The sequence below is a fragment of the Enterobacter sp. 01-M-03-SI-ECC genome (genome assembly GCF_047530215.1).
Taxonomy (GTDB): domain Bacteria; phylum Pseudomonadota; class Gammaproteobacteria; order Enterobacterales; family Enterobacteriaceae; genus Enterobacter; species Enterobacter chengduensis.
Map to the genome: position 1 here is coordinate 54806 of NZ_JBLKDA010000002.1, position 18792 is coordinate 73597.

19 protein-coding genes are annotated in these 18792 nt (G+C 57.0%); 11 read left to right on the top strand and 8 right to left on the bottom strand.

The annotated features are described in order from the left end of the window. Positions 1-16 precede the first annotated feature (16 nt). Entirely contained in the window at positions 17-967 is a 951-nt protein-coding gene (gene tal, locus ACMWKK_RS02180; protein WP_112779866.1) for a transaldolase, read from the bottom strand. A gap of 289 nt (positions 968-1256) precedes the next feature. Here tal and maeB point away from each other — a divergent pair, with 289 nt between their 5' ends. Continuing rightward, the gene (maeB, locus tag ACMWKK_RS02185; protein ID WP_112779865.1) at positions 1257-3536 is read left to right on the top strand and encodes an NADP-dependent oxaloacetate-decarboxylating malate dehydrogenase; all 2280 of its coding nucleotides are present in this window, start codon (positions 1257-1259) and stop codon (positions 3534-3536) included. Between the two features lie 79 nt (positions 3537-3615). On the opposite strand, the gene hemF is transcribed toward maeB, so the two are convergent. Further along, entirely contained in the window at positions 3616-4515 is a 900-nt protein-coding gene (hemF, locus tag ACMWKK_RS02190; RefSeq protein WP_112779864.1) for an oxygen-dependent coproporphyrinogen oxidase, read from the bottom strand. Next, positions 4515-5390, bottom strand: coding sequence for an N-acetylmuramoyl-L-alanine amidase AmiA (gene amiA / locus ACMWKK_RS02195; RefSeq protein WP_045325904.1), 876 nt, complete (start codon positions 5388-5390; stop codon positions 4515-4517). The genes hemF and amiA overlap by 1 nt, the downstream gene beginning before the upstream one ends. Before the next feature lie 212 nt (positions 5391-5602). Between amiA and ACMWKK_RS02200 the strand changes: the two genes are divergently transcribed. The 10 genes from ACMWKK_RS02200 (at position 5603) to pdxK (ending at position 13948) form a co-directional block, all read left to right on the top strand. Then, positions 5603-6028: a GNAT family acetyltransferase gene (locus ACMWKK_RS02200; RefSeq protein WP_032643505.1), complete on the top strand. Its 426-nt coding sequence runs from the start codon at positions 5603-5605 to the stop codon at positions 6026-6028. Next, positions 6015-6464: a DUF2919 domain-containing protein gene (locus tag ACMWKK_RS02205; protein ID WP_112779863.1), complete on the top strand. Its 450-nt coding sequence runs from the start codon at positions 6015-6017 to the stop codon at positions 6462-6464. The genes ACMWKK_RS02200 and ACMWKK_RS02205 overlap by 14 nt, the downstream gene beginning before the upstream one ends. 63 nt (positions 6465-6527) lie before the next feature. Next, positions 6528-7103: an RpoE-regulated lipoprotein gene (locus ACMWKK_RS02210; protein WP_112779862.1), complete on the top strand. Its 576-nt coding sequence runs from the start codon at positions 6528-6530 to the stop codon at positions 7101-7103. A 92-nt stretch (positions 7104-7195) separates the two neighbouring features. Beyond that, the gene (locus ACMWKK_RS02215; RefSeq protein WP_112779861.1) at positions 7196-8095 is read left to right on the top strand and encodes a Dyp-type peroxidase; all 900 of its coding nucleotides are present in this window, start codon (positions 7196-7198) and stop codon (positions 8093-8095) included. A 176-nt stretch (positions 8096-8271) separates the two neighbouring features. Then, positions 8272-9285: a thiosulfate/sulfate ABC transporter substrate-binding protein CysP gene (cysP, locus tag ACMWKK_RS02220; protein ID WP_112779860.1), complete on the top strand. Its 1014-nt coding sequence runs from the start codon at positions 8272-8274 to the stop codon at positions 9283-9285. Next, the gene (cysT, locus tag ACMWKK_RS02225) at positions 9285-10118 is read left to right on the top strand and encodes a sulfate/thiosulfate ABC transporter permease CysT (RefSeq protein ID WP_008501609.1); all 834 of its coding nucleotides are present in this window, start codon (positions 9285-9287) and stop codon (positions 10116-10118) included. The genes cysP and cysT overlap by 1 nt, the downstream gene beginning before the upstream one ends. After that, entirely contained in the window at positions 10118-10993 is an 876-nt protein-coding gene (gene cysW, locus ACMWKK_RS02230) for a sulfate/thiosulfate ABC transporter permease CysW (RefSeq protein WP_045325891.1), read from the top strand. Before cysT ends, cysW begins: the two co-directional genes overlap by 1 nt. Beyond that, positions 10983-12077 (top strand): sulfate/thiosulfate ABC transporter ATP-binding protein CysA, encoded by a 1095-nt coding sequence (gene cysA / locus ACMWKK_RS02235; RefSeq protein WP_112779859.1) that lies wholly within the window; start codon positions 10983-10985, stop codon positions 12075-12077. The genes cysW and cysA overlap by 11 nt, the downstream gene beginning before the upstream one ends. Positions 12078-12194: 117 nt before the next feature. Beyond that, positions 12195-13106 carry a cysteine synthase CysM gene (gene cysM, locus ACMWKK_RS02240; RefSeq protein ID WP_112779858.1) on the top strand — a complete coding sequence of 304 codons (912 nt, stop codon included), beginning with the start codon at positions 12195-12197 and terminating at the stop codon, positions 13104-13106. A 5-nt stretch (positions 13107-13111) separates the two neighbouring features. Further along, positions 13112-13948, top strand: coding sequence for a pyridoxine/pyridoxal/pyridoxamine kinase (gene pdxK / locus ACMWKK_RS02245; RefSeq protein WP_045325884.1), 837 nt, complete (start codon positions 13112-13114; stop codon positions 13946-13948). Positions 13949-13992: 44 nt separating this feature from the next. Here the strand turns inward: pdxK and crr are convergent, their stop codons facing one another. From crr to cysZ, 5 genes are all read right to left on the bottom strand, one after another. After that, positions 13993-14502, bottom strand: a complete 510-nt coding sequence (gene crr, locus ACMWKK_RS02250; RefSeq protein WP_003861316.1) for a PTS glucose transporter subunit IIA — start codon at positions 14500-14502, stop codon at positions 13993-13995. A 40-nt stretch (positions 14503-14542) separates the two neighbouring features. Continuing rightward, positions 14543-16270, bottom strand: coding sequence for a phosphoenolpyruvate-protein phosphotransferase PtsI (gene ptsI / locus ACMWKK_RS02255; RefSeq protein WP_045325882.1), 1728 nt, complete (start codon positions 16268-16270; stop codon positions 14543-14545). A 44-nt stretch (positions 16271-16314) separates the two neighbouring features. Beyond that, positions 16315-16572 (bottom strand): phosphocarrier protein Hpr, encoded by a 258-nt coding sequence (ptsH, locus tag ACMWKK_RS02260; protein ID WP_000487600.1) that lies wholly within the window; start codon positions 16570-16572, stop codon positions 16315-16317. A 317-nt stretch (positions 16573-16889) separates the two neighbouring features. After that, positions 16890-17861: a cysteine synthase A gene (cysK, locus tag ACMWKK_RS02265; RefSeq protein WP_112779857.1), complete on the bottom strand. Its 972-nt coding sequence runs from the start codon at positions 17859-17861 to the stop codon at positions 16890-16892. A 163-nt stretch (positions 17862-18024) separates the two neighbouring features. Further along, positions 18025-18786, bottom strand: a complete 762-nt coding sequence (gene cysZ / locus ACMWKK_RS02270; RefSeq protein ID WP_045325877.1) for a sulfate transporter CysZ — start codon at positions 18784-18786, stop codon at positions 18025-18027. Positions 18787-18792: the final 6 nt, after the last annotated feature.

Here is an 18792-nt window from a genome sequence, read left to right on the forward strand (position 1 = left end):
TCACTCCGTGGCAAGGTTAAAGTTTGGCGGCGAGAAGGTCTTCAAGTTTGCGCTGGTCGACGGCGAACAGGCGGATGCCTTCCGCCAGTTTATCCACGGCCATCGCGTCCTGATTGTGCTCCCAGCGGAACTCCGCTTCGGTCATGGCTTTCGGTTTTGGCAGCACGGTGGAGGTCGGCACCAGCTTGCGGATCACCGTCTCTTCTTTGTCCTGCAGTTCCTGGAGCAGGTTAGGGGAGATGGTCAGGCGGTCGCAGCCTGCCAGGGCGAGGATCTGTTCTGTACGGCGAAAGCTGGCCCCCATCACGATGGTTTCGTAGCGGTGCTGCTTGTAGTAGTCGTAGATATTACGGACCGACTTCACGCCCGGATCTTCATCCACCACGTACGGATCCATCGGCTGTTTCGCCTGATACCAGTCGTAGATGCGCCCGACAAACGGCGAGACGAGGAACACGCCCGCTTCGGCGCAGGCGCGCGCCTGGGCAAACGAAAACAGCAGCGTCAGGTTGCAGTGGATCCCCTCTTTCTCCAGCACCTCAGCCGCGCGGATGCCTTCCCACGTCGATGCGAGCTTAATCAGAATGCGTGATTTATCAATCCCCTGCTCCTGGTAGAGTTCTACCAGACGACGCGCCTTGTTAATGCTCTTTTCTTTGTCGAACGAGAGGCGGGCATCGACTTCGGTCGAGACGCGTCCCGGAATGCTTTTAAGAATTTCCGCACCAAAATTAACCGCCAGCTTGTCGCTGGCTTCGGCCACCTGCTGCTCCTGCGTTTTCCCGCGCTGTTTACCGTAGGTAATGGCGTCATCAATCAGATGGCTAAAATGGGCAAGCCCTGCCGCCTTGAGCAGGAGCGAAGGGTTAGTGGTTGCATCCTCCGGCTGGTAGTGGCGAATCGACTCGATATCGCCGCTGTCTGCGACCACGGTGGTGAATTGTTTGATGCCGTCTAGCTGGTTCATAAAAGATTACTCCTTGGAAATAAAAGAGTTAGATGAGTGCGTTAGTTCACACTTCTGGAAAAATCATGATGGACTTAACAAAAAAGCATAGCAGACGGGGGAGGCATTGCTTTTGAGACGGGTAACATGGCTGTTATAAATTGATAACAATTTTTAATGTGTGATGGTGAGAGTTTGGCAGCCTTCAAAGTTTAGGAGGCGGCCTGAGGCGATACTAGGCGGCACACCAGGGTGTGCATCAGGATCGCTTACGTCACCCTTTTGACCGATACGTGAAAGGAAAAATAAGATGGATGAGCAGTTGAAACAGAGTGCCCTCGATTTTCACGAGTTCCCCGTTCCGGGCAAAATTCAGGTCTCCCCAACCAAGCCGCTGGCAACCCAGCGCGATCTGGCGCTGGCCTATTCGCCGGGCGTGGCGGCCCCGTGTCTGGAAATCGAAAAAGATCCGCTGGCGGCCTACAAATACACCGCGCGCGGCAACCTGGTCGCGGTGATCTCTAACGGCACGGCGGTGCTGGGGCTGGGCAACATCGGCGCGCTGGCCGGTAAGCCGGTGATGGAAGGGAAGGGGGTGCTGTTCAAGAAATTCGCCGGAATCGACGTGTTTGATATCGAGGTGGACGAACTCGATCCTGACAAATTCATCAACGTGGTGGCCGCGCTGGAGCCGACCTTCGGGGGGATTAACCTGGAAGACATCAAAGCGCCGGAATGTTTCTATATCGAGCAGAAGCTGCGCGAGCGTATGAACATTCCCGTGTTCCATGACGACCAGCACGGGACCGCGATTATCAGCACCGCCGCGATTCTGAACGGCCTGCGCGTGGTAGAGAAAAATCTCTCCGACGTGCGCATGGTGGTTTCTGGCGCAGGCGCCGCGGCCATCGCCTGTATGAACCTGCTGGTGGCGCTGGGGATGCAGAAACACAACATCGTGGTTTGCGATTCCAAGGGCGTTATCTACAAAGACCGCGAGCCGAACATGGCGGAAACCAAAGCGGCGTATGCGGTGGAGGACGACGGCAAGCGCACGCTTGAGGACGTGATTGACGGCGCGGATATCTTCCTCGGCTGCTCGGGTCCGAAAGTGCTGACCCAGGAGATGGTGAAGAAGATGGCGCGCGCGCCGATGATCCTGGCCCTGGCGAACCCGGAACCGGAAATTCTGCCGCCGCTGGCGAAAGCGGTGCGTGAAGACGCCATTATCTGTACCGGCCGTTCCGACTACCCGAACCAGGTCAACAACGTGCTCTGCTTCCCGTTCATCTTCCGCGGCGCGCTGGACGTCGGCGCCACGGCAATCAACGAAGAGATGAAGCTTGCCGCCGTACACGCCATCGCGGAGCTGGCGCACGCGGAGCAGAGCGAAGTGGTTGCCTCCGCCTACGGCGATCAGGATCTGAGCTTTGGCCCGGACTACATCATTCCAAAACCGTTCGACCCGCGTCTGATCGTGAAGATCGCGCCAGCGGTAGCCAAAGCGGCGATGGACTCCGGCGTCGCGACGCGTCCGATTGAGGATTTCGACGCCTACGTCGATAAGCTCACCGAGTTCGTCTACAAAACCAACCTGTTCATGAAGCCGATCTTCTCCCAGGCGCGCGCCGACGCGAAGCGCGTGGTGCTGGCGGAAGGGGAAGAGGCGCGCGTGCTGCACGCGACCCAGGAGCTGATCACCTTAGGCCTGGCGAAGCCGATCCTGATTGGTCGTCCGAGCGTGATCGAGATGCGCATTCAGAAACTGGGCCTGCAGATTAAGCCGGGCGTCGACTTCGAGATCGTCAACAACGAATCGGATCCGCGCTTCAAGGAGTACTGGAGCGAATACTACGCGATCATGAAGCGTCGCGGGATCACCCAGGAGCAGGCGCAGAAAGCGGTCATCAGCAACACCACGGTGATCGGCGCGATCATGGTTCATCGCGGCGAGGCGGATGCGCTGATCTGCGGCACCATCGGCGATTACCACGAGCACTTCAGCGTGGTGCAGGAGATCTTCGGCTATCGTGACGGGGTCCATACCGCCGGGGCGATGAATGCCCTGCTGCTGCCAAGCGGCAACACCTTTATCGCCGATACCTACGTTAACGACGATCCCTCCCCGGACGAGCTGGCGGAGATCACCGTGATGGCGGCAGAAACCGTGCGTCGCTTTGGTATTGAGCCGAAGGTGGCGCTGCTGTCGCACTCCAACTTTGGTTCGTCTAAATCCGCGGCGGCGTGCAAAATGCGCCAGACGCTTGAGCTGGTGCGCGAGCGTGCGCCGGAGCTGATGATTGACGGGGAAATGCACGGCGATGCCGCGCTGGTCGAGAGCATCCGTAACGAACGTATGCCGGACAGCCCGCTGAAGGGATCGGCGAACATTCTGATTATGCCGAACGTGGAAGCGGCGCGTATCAGCTATAACCTGCTGCGCGTCTCCAGTTCAGAAGGGGTGACCGTGGGGCCGGTGCTGATGGGCGTGGCAAAACCGGTGCATGTGTTAACGCCGATTGCCTCCGTGCGCCGCATCGTGAATATGGTGGCGCTGGCGGTGGTAGAGGCGCAGACGCAGCCGCTGTAATCGCCGCGTGTCGGGTGGCGCGTTCGCTTACCCGACCTACGGGTTTTGTAGGCCGGATAAGCGCAGCGTCATCCGGCAGTTACACCCAGTCGCGAACTTTCAGAAACTCACTCAAGGCAGCCTCCGGGCTGCCTTCTTTTGGCTCGTAGCAGTACTCCCAGCGCACCAGCGGCGGCATCGACATCAGAATCGACTCCGTGCGCCCGCCGGTCTGCAGGCCGAACAGCGTCCCGCGATCCCACACCAGGTTGAACTCCACGTAGCGCCCCCGGCGGTAAAGCTGGAACTCGCGCTCGCGCACGCCGTAGTCGGTGTTTTTCCGGCGCTCGACGATGGGCAGATAGGCGTCGGTATAGCCTTCTCCCACCGCGCGCATAAAGCTGAACGCGGTATCAAAATCAGGTGCGTTGAGATCGTCGAAGAACAGCCCGCCGATGCCGCGCTGCTCGTCGCGGTGCTTCAGATAAAAGTAGTCGTCGCACCACTTTTTAAATTTCGGGTAGACGTCTTCGCCAAACGGCTGGCAAATCTCCCGCGCGGTGGTATGCCAGTGTACGGCATCCTCTTCGAAACCGTAGTAGGGCGTTAAGTCGAAACCGCCGCCGAACCACCAGACCGGATCGGCTCCCGGCTTTTCCGCAATAAAAAAGCGCACGTTGGCGTGGCTGGTCGGCACAAACGGGTTGTGCGGATGCACCACCAGCGAAACGCCCATCGCTTCGAAGCTGCGGCCCGCGAGTTCAGGACGATGTGCCGTCGCAGACGCGGGCATCGCATCACCGTGAACGTGGGAAAAATTCACGCCCGCCTGTTCAAAGATGCCGCCGTTTCGCAGCACGCGGCTGCGTCCGCCGCCGCCGGCTTCGCGCTGCCAGGTATCTTCCTGAAATTCACCGCCGTCTGCGGCGGCCAGTTTCTGGCAGATCTCATCCTGCAGCTGCAGCAGGAAGGTTTTGACCAGTTGAGCATCGGGTTTCATCAACGTTTCCTGGAGTGCGCTTTTTGGTTATCGAACCAGTTAAAGTAACTGATAATGCCGGAGGCGATGGCGTTGGCGATTTTCTGACGAAACGCCGCGGTGCCGAGGAGCCGCTCCTCTTCCGGGTTGGTAATGAACGAGGTTTCCACCAGCACCGACGGGATGGACGGTGACTTCAGCACCACAAACGCCGCCTGCTCGGTACCTTTACTGTGCAGACGATGCACCGGCTTAATCTTCTTCAGAATGTGCGAGCCGAGCGTCAGGCTGTTTTTGATCGTATCCGTCTGCACGAGGTCGAACAGCACCTGCTGGAGCAGGTGGTCTTTGTCCGTGGCTTTCTTCCCGGCGACCTCATCCGCCCGGTTTTCGCGGTCGGAGAGGTATTTAGCCATGGCGCTACTGGCGCCGCGGTTCGAGAGCGCAAACACCGAGGCTCCTGCCGCAGACGGGTTGGTAAAGCCGTCGGCGTGAATCGACATAAACAGATCTGCCCCGTGCTGGTGGGCGATCTCGACGCGGTCATATAGCGGAATAAAGGTGTCGCCAGAGCGCGTCAGGCGGGCGTCAATGCCGTTGCTGCGTAAAATCGCCCGCACATTTTTTGCAATCGCCAGCACGACGTGTTTTTCTTTTGACCCGTTTTTGCCAATGGCGCCGGTATCAATGCCGCCGTGGCCCGGGTCGAGCATCACCAGACGCTTCGCGCCCGGCTTTTTGGTTTTCGGTTTGCTGTGTCCGTTACTGGTTTTAAGCGTGCTCTCGTCTTTCGCCTGAGCCTGCTTTGCGATACCCGTTAACGTTAAGGCCGCCAGCCCCGCTTTGAGAACCTGACGACGCGATGTGAGTGCTTTTAATGGTTTGAATGTGCTCATGCGGCCTGAATACTAAAAAAAGGGGTCCTGGTGTTATATCGTATCGTGTTTCCCGTTACGACAGTCCATATTGAGAATTGTTTTACTTTTCATTTCAATACGTGACAAAGTGACATTATGCCAAATTTTGGCGAGATTTTCCCCGGTTATTGGCTAAAGGCGTGGTTCACGCCATAATCACTGTTTTTAAACCCGAAAAGGCGGTTAATACCATGGAGATACGCGTTTTTCGCCAGGAAGATTTCGAAGAGGTGATCACCCTTTGGGAGCGCTGCGATCTGCTGCGTCCGTGGAACGATCCGGAAATGGATATCGAACGTAAGGTGAATCACGACGTCAGTCTGTTTCTGGTCGCGGAAGTGAATGGCGAAGTGGTGGGGACGGTCATGGGCGGCTACGACGGCCACCGCGGCTCGGCCTATTATCTGGGCGTCCACCCGGAATACCGTGGCCGCGGCATCGCCAATGCGCTGCTCAACCGGCTCGAGAAGAAGCTGATCGCCCGCGGCTGCCCGAAAATCCAGATCATGGTGCGGGAAGATAACGACGTGGTGCTGGGCATGTATGAGCGCCTGGGCTACGAGCACGCTGACGTGCTGAGTTTAGGAAAGCGTCTAATCGAAGATGAAGAGTACTGAGATCCATCCGGCCGACTATGACGCGCAGGGCCGCGTCAGGTTGCCTTTTTTATTCTGGTGCGTTCTGCTGCTGCAGGCGCGGACCTGGGTGCTGTTTGTGATGGCCGGCGCGTCGCGCGGGCAGGGCGACACGCTGCTGAATCTCTTCTATCCCGATCGCGATGCTTTCTGGATCGGTTTGCTGCCGGGCATTCCCGCCGTACTGGCTTTTTTGGTCAGCGGACGGCGGCATCTGATTCCACGCTTTTGGGGGGCGCTTCGCTGGCTGCTCATCCTTGCCCAGATTGCGCTACTCTTCTGGCAGCCTGTGCTTTGGTGGTACGGTGAACCGCTAACGGGCATCGGTATCGCGCTGGTGGTGGCGGATATCGTGGCGCTGCTCTGGCTGCTCACGAATCCCCGTCTTCGCGCCTGTTTTAGGCATCAGGATGATTAATCCGGCACTTTTTGCCGATGTCGCACTCCAACAAGCGTTGATTTAACAAGAAAGGACGTTTCAATGAAATCGCTGCGTTTACTTTTATGCGCGCTCCCGCTGGCGTTGACCGGCTGTTCGACGCTCTCCTCCATTAACTGGTCCGCTGCGTATCCGTGGAACTGGTTTGGCTCATCCACGGAGGTGACCGAGCAGGGCGTAGGAAAAATTACCGCCGCGACGGCGCTGGATCAGAATGCTATCCAGGATGCGCTCGGCAGCGACTACCGCCTGCGCAGCGGCATGAAAACCGAGAATGGCAACATTGTGCGCTATTACGAAGCGCTGAAGGGGGACAAACTGGCGCTGGTGATTAATGGCGATAAAGGCACGGTGAACCGTATTGCGGTGCTGGACGATACCATCCCGACCGCCAGCGGCGTGAAGGTGGGAACGCCGTTTAGCGATCTGTATAAACAAGCCTTTGGCAACTGCACCAGCGCGCCTTCGGATGAGGGCGTCGCGGTGGCATGTAAAGCGGAAGGTAGCCAGCACATCAGCTATGTCTTCACCGGTACCTGGAGCGGCCCGGAGGGATTAATGCCGTCTGACGACACGCTCAAGAACTGGAAAGTGAGCAAAATACTCTGGCAGCAGTAATTTGCGCCTGAACAAACCGCCTCGCTGAAATCCGGGTATAATAGCCGCCATCAATGCCACGCTGACGTGGCATCTTTATTTCAGGAGGAGCGATGTCTCAGGTTCAGAGTGGCATTTTGCCAGAACATTGCCGCGCGGCGATTTGGATTGAAGCCAATGTTAAAGGGGACGTGGATGCCCTGCGTGCGGCCAGTAAAGCGTTTGTTGATAAGCTGGCGACCTTCCAGGCCAAATTTCCGGAAGCGCACCTCGGCGCCGTTGTCGCCTTTGGCAATACCGTCTGGCGTCAGCTGAGCGGTGGTGAAGGGGCGGAAGAGCTGAAGGACTTTATCCCTTACGGTAAAGGTCTGGCTCCGGCCACCCAGTACGATCTGCTCATTCATATTCTCTCTCTGCGTCACGACGTGAACTTTTCCGTTGCCCAGGCGGCGGTGGAAGCGTTCGGCGACAGCATTGAGGTGCAGGAAGAAGTGCACGGCTTCCGCTGGGTGGAGGAGCGCGATCTGAGCGGCTTCGTCGACGGAACGGAAAACCCGGCGGGTGAAGAAGTGCGTCGCGACGTGGCGGTGATTAAAGACGGCGTGGACGCGGGCGGCAGCTACGTGTTCGTGCAGCGCTGGGAGCACAACCTCAAGCAGCTTAACCGCATGAGCGTGCAGGACCAGGAGATGATGATTGGTCGTACCAAAGAGGCCAACGAAGAGATCGATGGCGACGACCGTCCGGTAACCTCGCACCTGACCCGCGTTGACCTCAAAGAAGACGGCAAAGGGCTGAAGATTGTCCGCCAGAGCCTGCCCTACGGCACCGCAAGCGGTACCCACGGTCTTTACTTCTGCGCCTACTGCGCGCGCCTGCACAACATCGAGCAGCAGCTGCTGAGCATGTTCGGCGATACCGACGGCAAGCGCGACGCGATGCTGCGCTTCACCAAACCGGTGACCGGCGGCTACTACTTCGCGCCGTCCGTTGAGCGCCTGCTGGCGCTGTAAAACCGCTCTCCATACGTAGGCCGGGTAAGCGCTAGCGCCACCCGGCAATGTTCCCCGCCCCCTTATTCCCTTTTCTGCTTCTAAATCACCAAACGGTATATAAAACCGTTACTCCTTTCATCTCCGTTATAAATATTATGACTATAAGATAGTCATCACATTTATAAGGGTGCGCAATGGCCGTTACTGTACTGAAAAAAGGAACTCTGGCGCTGGCAGGTTTACTGCTGGCGGCACAGGCGCAGGCGACTGAACTGTTGAATAGTTCGTATGACGTCTCCCGCGAGCTGTTTGCCGCCCTTAATCCCCCGTTTGAACAGCAGTGGGCGAAAGACAACAACGGCGACAAGCTGACCATCAAGCAGTCCCACGCCGGGTCGTCTAAGCAGGCGCTGGCGATTTTGCAGGGCCTGAAAGCGGACGTGGTGACCTACAATCAGGTGACCGACGTGCAGATCCTGCACGACAAAGGCAAGCTGATCCCGGCGGACTGGCAGAGCCGTCTGCCTAACAACAGCTCGCCGTTCTACTCCACCATGGGCTTCCTGGTGCGTAAGGGCAACCCGAAGAATATCCACGACTGGAGCGACCTGGTGCGTTCCGACGTGAAGCTGATTTTCCCGAACCCAAAAACGTCCGGTAACGCGCGTTATACTTATTTAGCCGCATGGGGCGCAGCGGACAAGGCTGACGGTAACGACAAGGCCAAAACCGAGCAGTTCATGACCCAGTTCCTGAAAAACGTCGAGGTGTTTGATACCGGCGGACGCGGAGCCACCACCACCTTCGCAGAGCGCGGGCTGGGCGATGTGCTGATCAGCTTCGAGTCGGAAGTGAATAACATCCGCAAGCAGTATGAAGCCCAGGGCTTCGAGGTGGTTATCCCGAAAACCAACATTCTGGCCGAGTTCCCGGTGGCGTGGGTCGATAAAAACGTGCAGGCAAACGGTACCGAGAAAGCGGCAAAAGCCTATCTCAACTACCTGTACAGCCCTCAGGCGCAGACCATCATTACCGATTACTACTACCGCGTGAACAACCCGGACGTGATGAACAAGCTAAAAGACAAATTCCCGCAGACCGCGCTGTTCCGCGTGGAAGAACGTTTCGGATCCTGGCCGGAGGTGATGAAAACGCACTTTGCCAGCGGCGGTGAGTTAGACAAACTGCTGGCGGCGGGGCGTAAGTGATGTTTGCAGTCTCGACTAAACGCGTGCTGCCGGGCTTTACCTTAAGCCTCGGCACCAGCCTGCTGTTCGTCTGCCTGATCCTGCTGCTGCCGCTCAGCGCGCTGGTGATGCAGCTAGCGCAGATGAGCTGGGCGCAGTACTGGGACGTGATCACCAACCCGCAGGTAGTCGCGGCCTATAAGGTGACGCTGCTGTCGGCGTTTGTCGCCTCTATTTTTAACGGCGTGTTTGGCCTGCTGATGGCGTGGATCTTAACCCGCTATCGCTTTCCGGGCCGCACGCTGCTCGATGCCTTGATGGATCTGCCGTTTGCGCTGCCGACGGCGGTGGCGGGCTTAACCCTCGCGTCGCTTTTCTCCGTTAACGGGCTCTACGGCGAGTGGCTGGCGAAGTTTGACATCAAAGTGACCTATACCTGGCTTGGTATCGCGGTGGCGATGGCTTTTACCAGCATCCCGTTTGTGGTGCGTACCGTGCAGCCGGTGCTGGAAGAGTTGGGGCCAGAGTACGAAGAAGCGGCGGAAACGCTGGGCGCCACGCGCTGGCAGAGCTTTCGCAAGGTGGTTCTGCCGGAGCTCTCTCCGGCGCTGATGGCGGGCGTTGCGCTGTCGTTTACCCGCAGCCTCGGCGAGTTCGGCGCGGTAATTTTTATCGCCGGGAACATCGCCTGGAAAACGGAAGTCACCTCGCTGATGATTTTCATTCGCCTGCAGGAGTTTGATTATCCGGCGGCGAGCGCGATCGCCTCGGTGATCCTGGCGGCCTCGCTGCTGCTGCTGTACTCAATTAACACTCTGCAAAGTCGCTTTGGTCGACGTGTGGTAGGTCACTGATGGCGGAAGTTACGCAATTGAAGCGATACGATGCACCCCGCATTAACTGGGGTAAATGGTTTCTGATTGGGGCGGGCGTTCTGGTGTCTGCCCTCATTCTCGTCGTGCCGACGATTTATATCTTCGTTCAGGCGTTCAGCAAGGGGCTGATGCCCGCGCTGGAGAACCTGGCGAACCCGGATATGCTGCACGCCATCTGGCTGACCGTACTGATTGCGTTAATCACCGTGCCGGTAAACCTCGTGTTCGGTACCCTGCTGGCGTGGCTGGTGACGCGCTTTAACTTCCCGGGACGTCAGCTGCTGCTGACCCTGCTGGACATTCCTTTTGCGGTGTCGCCGGTGGTGGCGGGTCTGGTGTACCTGCTCTTTTACGGCTCCAACGGTCCGCTGGGCGGCTGGCTGGATGCGCATAACCTGCAGATCATGTTTGCCTGGCCGGGCATGGTGCTGGTCACCATCTTCGTGACCTGTCCGTTTGTGGTGCGCGAGCTGGTGCCGGTGATGTTAAGCCAGGGCAGCAACGAAGACGAAGCGGCGGTGCTGCTGGGCGCGTCGGGGTGGCAAATGTTCCGCCGCGTGACGCTGCCGAACATCCGCTGGGCGCTGCTTTACGGCGTGGTGCTGACCAACGCCCGCGCGATTGGCGAGTTCGGCGCGGTGTCGGTGGTCTCCGGCTCGATTCGCGGTGAAACCCTGTCGCTGCCGTTGCAGATTGAACTGCTGCAGCAGGATTACAACACCATCGGCTCGTTTACTGCCGCAGCGTTGCTGACGCTGATGGCCATTTTGACCCTGTTTTTAAAGAGTGTGGTGCAGTGGCGTTTAGAAAATCAGGAAAAACGTCAGCATCAGGAGGGAAATCATGAGCATTGAGATTGCCAATATTAAGAAGTCTTTTGGTCGCACCCAGGTGCTGAATGATATCTCGCTGGATATCCCTTCCGGACAAATGGTGGCGCTGCTGGGGCCTTCTGGCTCGGGTAAAACCACGCTGCTGCGTATTATCGCCGGGCTGGAGCACCAGACCAGCGGGCATATCCGCTTCCACGGCACCGACGTGAGCCGCCTGCATGCCCGCGATCGTAAAGTGGGCTTTGTATTCCAGCACTACGCGCTGTTCCGCCACATGACCGTGTTCGACAACATCGCGTTTGGCCTGACCGTGCTGCCGCGTCGCGAGCGTCCGAATGCCGCCGCCATCAAGGCGAAAGTGACGAAGCTGCTGGAGATAGTGCAGCTGGCGCATCTGGCCGATCGTTTCCCGGCGCAGCTTTCCGGCGGCCAGAAGCAGCGCGTGGCGCTGGCGCGAGCCCTGGCCGTTGAGCCGCAAATTCTGCTGTTAGATGAACCGTTCGGCGCGCTGGATGCGCAGGTGCGTAAAGAGCTGCGTCGCTGGCTGCGTCAGCTGCATGAAGAGCTGAAATTTACCAGCGTCTTCGTGACCCACGACCAGGAAGAGGCGATGGAAGTTGCGGATCGCGTGGTGGTCATGAGCCAGGGCAACATCGAGCAGGTTGACGAGCCGGAGCAGCTCTGGCGTGAACCGGCGACCCGCTTCGTGCTGGAGTTTATGGGCGAGGTAAATCGTCTGCAGGGCACCATTCGCGGTGGTCAGTTCCACGTTGGCGCGCACCGCTGGCCGCTGGGCTATACCTCTGCGCATCAGGGGCCGGTCGATCTGTTCCTGCGCCCGTGGGAAGTGGACGTCAGCCGCCGAACCAGCCTGGACTCACCGCTGCCGGTGCAGGTGCTGGAAGCAAGCCCTAAAGGGCACTACACCCAACTGGTGGTACAGCCGCTGGGCTGGTATACCGAGCCGCTGACCGTGGTCATGCGCGACGACGTCCCGCCGCACCGGGGCGAGCGCCTGTTTGTCGGGCTTCAGCATGCCCGTATTTACCACGGCAAGGAGCGCATTGAGACGCGCGAGGATATTGCTCTGGCGGAGTCAGCCTGATAGGTTATTAGAATGTTTATCGCCCGGTGGCGCTGCGCTGACCGGGCCTACTGCTATCACTGTGTCTTGTAGGCCGGGATCGCTGCGCGCCCCCGGCTTTTTTATTGAGTAAAAATCGTGAATACACTCGAACACACCATCGGCAACACCCCTCTGGTCAAGCTTCAGCGCATGGGGCCCGACAACGGCAGCGAGATTTGGGTCAAACTCGAAGGCAACAACCCGGCGGGGTCGGTGAAAGACCGCGCGGCGCTGTCAATGATCGTTCAGGCCGAAAAGCGCGGCGAGATTAAGCCGGGCGACGTGCTGATTGAGGCGACCAGCGGCAACACCGGTATCGCCCTGGCGATGATTGCGGCGCTGAAAGGCTACCGCATGAAGCTGCTGATGCCGGATAACATGAGCCAGGAGCGCCGCGCCGCGATGCGTGCCTACGGAGCCGAGCTGATTCTGGTGACCAAAGAGCAGGGGATGGAAGGCGCGCGCGACCTGGCCTTGGAAATGGCCGAGCGCGGCGAAGGTAAGCTGCTCGATCAGTTCAACAACCCGGACAACCCGTACGCGCACTACACCACCACCGGCCCGGAAATCTGGCAGCAAACCGACGGGCGCATCACCCACTTTGTCTCCAGCATGGGCACCACCGGCACCATTACCGGCGTGTCGCGTTTTCTGCGCGAGCAGGACAAAGCCGTCACCATTGTGGGCCTGCAGCCGGAAGAGGGGAGCAGCATTCCGGGCATTCGCCGCTGGCCAGCGGAGTATATGCCCGGCATCTTTAATGCGCAGCTTGTGGACCAGGTGCTGGATCTTCACCAGCGCGAGGCGGAAAATACCATGCGTGAGCTGGCCGTGCGCGAAGGCATCTTCTGCGGGGTCAGCTCGGGCGGCGCGGTAGCGGGTGCGATTCGGGTGGCAAAGGCCAACCCGGGGGCAGTGGTGGTGGCGATTATTTGCGATCGCGGCGATCGCTATTTGTCTACCGGCGTCTTTGGTGAAGAGAGTTATTCGCAGGGGGCGGGAATTTAAGCGTCATGGAAATGATTCTATTCCGGGACAATACCCGGGCGCAGCAAACCGACATTGTCGCAGTGCAGTCGCAGGTGGTGTACGGCAGCGTGGGAAACAGTATTGCGGTACCGAATATTCGTACTCATCGGCTTAACGTAACGGCGGTGCCGACGGTGCTGTTCAGCAACACGCCGCACTACGACACGTTCTACGGCGGCGTGATCCCCGATGAGTGGTTCAGCGGCTACCTGAAGGCGCTGGAAGAGCGCGAGATCCTGCGCGAGCTTAAGGCGGTCACTACCGGCTATATGGGCAGCGCCAGTCAGATTGCTCTACTGGCGCAGTGGCTGAAGGCGGTGAAAGCGCAGCATCCTGACCTGCTGGTGCTGGTCGACCCGGTTATCGGCGATATCGACAGCGGAACGTACGTGAAGCCCGAGATCCCGCAAGCGTATCGGGAGCACCTGCTGCCGCTGGCGCAGGGGATTACGCCAAACGTCTACGAGCTGGAAGTGTTAAGCGGCAAACCGTGCCGTACGCCGGAAAGCGCCATCGCGGCGGCTCAGGGATTGCTCTCTGACAGCCTGAGATGGGTGGCGATCACCAGCGCGCCGGTTGCAGACGACCCGCAAAACATCCACGTGGTGCTGGTGACGCATGAAGGCGTGACCGTCAGCGCGCATCCGCGCGTAGAAACCGACCTGAAAGGGACGGGCGATCTGTTCTGTTCAGAGCTGGTGAGCGGCATTGTAGAGGGGAAAACCGTTGCCGATGCCATTCGTATGGCGGGCGATCGGGTGACGGACGTCATGCTCTATACTCAGTCGAAAGGCTACGACGAGCTTATCCTCCCTGCATAAACAAAAATGGCGCCCGAAGGCGCCATTTTTCTGTGCGGCAAGAATTACTTCTTGATGCGGATAACCGGGGTTTCACCCACGGTGACGCTGCCAGACAGTTTGATCAGTTCTTTGATTTCGTCCATGTTGGAGATAACAACCGGCGTCAGGGTAGACTTGGCTTTTTCTTCCAGCAGTGGCAGATCGAATTCAATTACCGGGTCGCCAACTTTGACACGCTGGCCTTCTTCCGCGATACGTTTGAAGCCTTCGCCTTTCAGTTCAACGGTGTCGATACCGAAGTGAACGAACAGTTCGATACCGCTATCAGATTCGATAGAGAACGCATGGTTGGTTTCAAAAATTTTACCGATGGTGCCGTCAACTGGAGCAACCATTTTGTTGCCAGTTGGTTTGATAGCAATGCCATCACCAACGATTTTCTCAGCAAACACTACATCCGGCACGTCTTCGATGTTGACGATCTCGCCGGAGAGCGGAGCAACAATCTCAATAGTTCCGGAGTCTTTCTTATCATCAGAAACCAGAGATTTCAGTTTATCGAACAAACCCATGATCTTCTCCTAAGCAGTAATTTGGGCCGCATCTCGTGGATTAGCAGATTGTTTTTTCTTCAATGAACTTGTTAACCAGCGTCATTAACTCGTCCGTTGTCGGTTGAGCAAGAGCCTGCTCTGCTAACACCTTCGCATCTTCGAAGTTCGTGTTACGGATAATCTTCTTAATGCGCGGGATGGAAATGGCGCTCATAGAGAATTCGTCCAGACCCATACCCAGCAACAGAAGTGTAGCACGTTCGTCGCCTGCAAGCTCACCACACATGCCAGTCCATTTACCTTCTGCATGAGAAGCATCAATAACTTGCTTAATCAAGTTCAGCACGGACGGTGACATTGGCTGGTAGAGATGTGAAATCATATCATTACCACGGTCAACTGCCAGGGTGTACTGCGTTAAATCATTGGTACCGATACTAAAGAAATCAACTTCCTTGGCTAAATGACGCGCAATGGTCGCCGCCGCAGGTGTTTCCACCATCACGCCGATCTCGATTGACTCGTCAAACGCTTTACCTTCGTCGCGCAGTTCCTGCTTGTAGATTTCAATCTCTTTCTTCAGTGCACGCACTTCTTCTACAGAGATGATCATCGGGAACATGATGCGCAGTTTACCAAAAGCAGAGGCACGCAGGATTGCGCGAACCTGGTCACGGAGGATCTCTTTACGATCCATCGCGATACGGATTGCACGCCAGCCCAGGAACGGGTTCTCTTCTTTCGGGAAGTTCATGTACGGCAGCTCTTTGTCGCCACCGATGTCCATGGTACGGACGATAACCGCCTGAGAGCCACACGCTTCAGCCACGGCTTTGTAAGCAGCAAACTGCTCTTCTTCCGTTGGCAGCGCGTCGCGGTCCATGAACAGGAATTCTGTACGATAGAGACCGACGCCTTCCGCACCGTTGCGCTCAGCGCCATCAACGTCGCGGACGGTACCGATGTTTGCGCACACTTCAACCTGATGGCCGTCCAGGGTGATGGCTGGCAGGTCTTTCAGCTTAGCGAGTTCCGCTTTTTCAGTCGCAACCTGCTCCTGAACCGCGCGCAGTTTATCGATCTCTTCATTGGTTGGGTTGACGTAAACCAGATTGTTTACGGCATCCAGAATCAGATAGTCGCCGTTTTTCACCTGAGCGGTGACGCTGCCGGTACCCACGATGGCAGGCAGTTCCAGAGAACGCGCCATGATAGAGGTGTGGGAGGTACGGCCGCCCGCGTCGGTGATGAAACCGAGGACCTTTTTCAGGTTCAGCTGTGCGGTTTCAGACGGGGTGAGGTCAGCGGCAACCAGGATCACTTCGTCCTGAATCGCGCTCAGGTCAATGATGGCCAGACCCAGGATGTTGCGCAGCAGGCGCTTACCGATGTCACGTACGTCAGCCGCACGCTCTTTCAGGTATTCATCATCCAGTTCTTCCAGGGCAGTTGCCTGACCTTCGATAACTTCATGCGCAGCCGCGTCGGCCGTCATGCCTTTATCTTTAATCAGGGCTATGATTTCCTGCTCCAGCTCCTCATCTTCAAGCAGCATGATGTGCCCTTCGAAGATGGCTTCTTTTTCTTCACCGAAAGTTTCGCCAGCTTTAGTTTTGATTGCTTCCAGTTGCGCAGATGCCTTGGCACGACCGCTCAGAAAACGTTCAACTTCCTGATCAACCTTGTCGGCAGAAATTTTTTTCCGGTCGATGACGATCTCGTCTTCTTTCAGCAGCAGTGCTTTGCCGAAAGCGATACCCGGGGATGCTAAAATGCCTGAAATCATAACCCTACCTTACTTGTGACTGATATTTAAAAGAACCCGGAAACTTACTCGAGCTCAGCCATCAGTTTTACCAGATGCTCAACTGCTTTCTGCTCGTCTTCACCTTCTGCAGAGATGGTGACAACGGTGCCCTGAGTCAGGCCCAGAGTCTGCAGTTTGAACAGGCTTTTTGCGCTCGCGCTTTTGCCGTTGGAAGTCACAGTGATTTCAGAAGTGAAGCCTTTTGCTTCTTTAACAAACTGAGCAGCAGGGCGGGTGTGCAGACCGTTCGGAGCGGTAATGGTAACTTCTTGCTGGAACATTGTATTTCCCCAACTTATAGGTTTAGTGTTGTGGAACTAAAGTCTAGCCTGGCGACTGAACTTTAGCCTGTATTGTTAGCGCTGACGTTTCGATCGTCATTAAACATTATGCAGCGAAAGCAAGACTTGAACCAAATCATAAAATCGATTCAGCAAGGCTATTTCGTTCGCTGATTAATTTCACGCATCAAAATAATTGCTGGTTTAAATACCAGACACAACGGGGTGAAGCAATGCCAGGAGGGGCAAAAGTTTGATGCAGGCCACAAAAAAGCACCTGAAAAGGTGCTTTTTTACGCGTTATTAACATGCTGGCACTACTGTTGCAGCTCTTTTTCAGTGAAGAGATCGGCAAACAGCGCGGTGCTCAAGTAACGCTCACCCGAGGATGGAAGGATAACCACAATATTCTTATTGGTAAAGGCTTCATCTTCCTGAAGCTTGAGCGCGGCCGCGACGGCTGCACCGGAAGAGATACCCGCCAGAATGCCCTCTTCATCCATCAGGCGACGCGCGGTAGAGATGGCGTCTTCGTTCGTAATGGTGATGACTTTATCGATCAGCTTCAGATCCAGGTTGCCCGGAATGAAGCCTGCGCCAATGCCCTGAATTTTATGCGGGCCTGGCTTGAGCTCTTCACCCGCCAGCGCCTGGGTGATAACCGGCGAGTCAGTCGGCTCAACGGCAACGGTGATGAGGTCTTTTTTGCCCTTCGTGCCCTTAATGTAGCGTGACACGCCGGTCAGCGTACCGCCGGTACCCACGCCGGAGATAAAGACGTCAACCTGGCCGTCGGTATCTTCCCAGATTTCCGGGCCGGTGGTCTTCTCGTGAATTTCCGGGTTAGCCGGGTTGCTAAACTGCTGCAGCAGCAGATATTTCGCCGGATCGCTGGCGACAATTTCTTCGGCTTTCTGGATGGCGCCTTTCATGCCCTTCGCGCCTTCGGTCAGCACCAGGTTCGCGCCCAGCGCTTTGAGCAGTTTGCGGCGCTCGATGCTCATGGTTTCCGGCATGGTCAGCGTCAGCTTGTAGCCACGCGCGGCAGCCACATAGGCCAGTGCGATACCGGTATTGCCGCTGGTCGGTTCTACCAGCTCTACGCCCGGCTTCAGCACGCCACGTTTTTCAGCATCCCAAATCATGTTTGCACCGATACGGCATTTTACGCTGAAGCTCGGGTTGCGTGATTCGACCTTCGCCAGAATGCGTCCATTACCGATACGGTTCAGTCGAACCAGGGGCGTATGACCGATAGTCAGCGAGTTGTCTTCATAAATCTTACTCATGGCCTGTCCTTAACTGTATGAAATTGGGATACCAGCCCAGCATACCTGCTAAGCAGGTAGGGGGAAGTAAGGAATTCGCATATCTATATGCTGCAAGGAAATAATGGGGATCAGTATGGAATAAGGGGCGGCATAAGCCACCCCTGTTTTACACATTTTTGCATTACTTCCATAACGCGTGCTTAGCACGATAGCAGTCGACCCACATGGCCGTCGCGCCGCAAACGGCGACGGGCATAATAAACAGGTTCAGGAAGGGAATCATGGTGAACAGGCTGGTCAGCGCGCCAAACTGCATGTTGGCGATCTTCTGGCTGCGCAGGGCGGTGCGCATCTCTTTAAACGGCACCTTGTGGTTATCAAACGGATAGTCGCAGTACTGAATGGCGAGCATCCAGGCGCTGAACAGGAACCACAGCACCGGGGCGACCGTCTGGCCAATGCCGGGCACAAAATAGAGGATAAGCAGCACAATTGCGCGTGGCAGGTACCAGGCAAACTTCTGCCACTCGCGCTTCATGATGCGCGGCAGATCTTTCATGATCCCCAGCACGCCCGTGTCCGGCGGCGTGGCACCGGTAAGCCGCGCTTCCAGCTGTTCCGCCAGCAGGCCGTTAAACGGGGCGGCTATCCAGTTCGCAATGGTTGAGAAGAAGTAGCCAAACACCAGCAGCACGGAAATCACCGCTACCGGCCAGAGCAGGTAGTTTAGCCACTGCAGCCAGTCAGGCACATGGCTCATCAGCGACGGGATCCAGCTTTCGAGCTTTGTAAAAAGCCACCAGAACGCGCCGCCCATCAGAATAATGTTGATCAACAGCGGCAGAATGACGAAGCGTCGAATACCCGGCAGAGAGACCAGTTTCCAGCCCTGAGAAAAATACCAGACGCCGCTGCGTGGGGGAGAAGAAGATGTTGAAACCATAGCCAG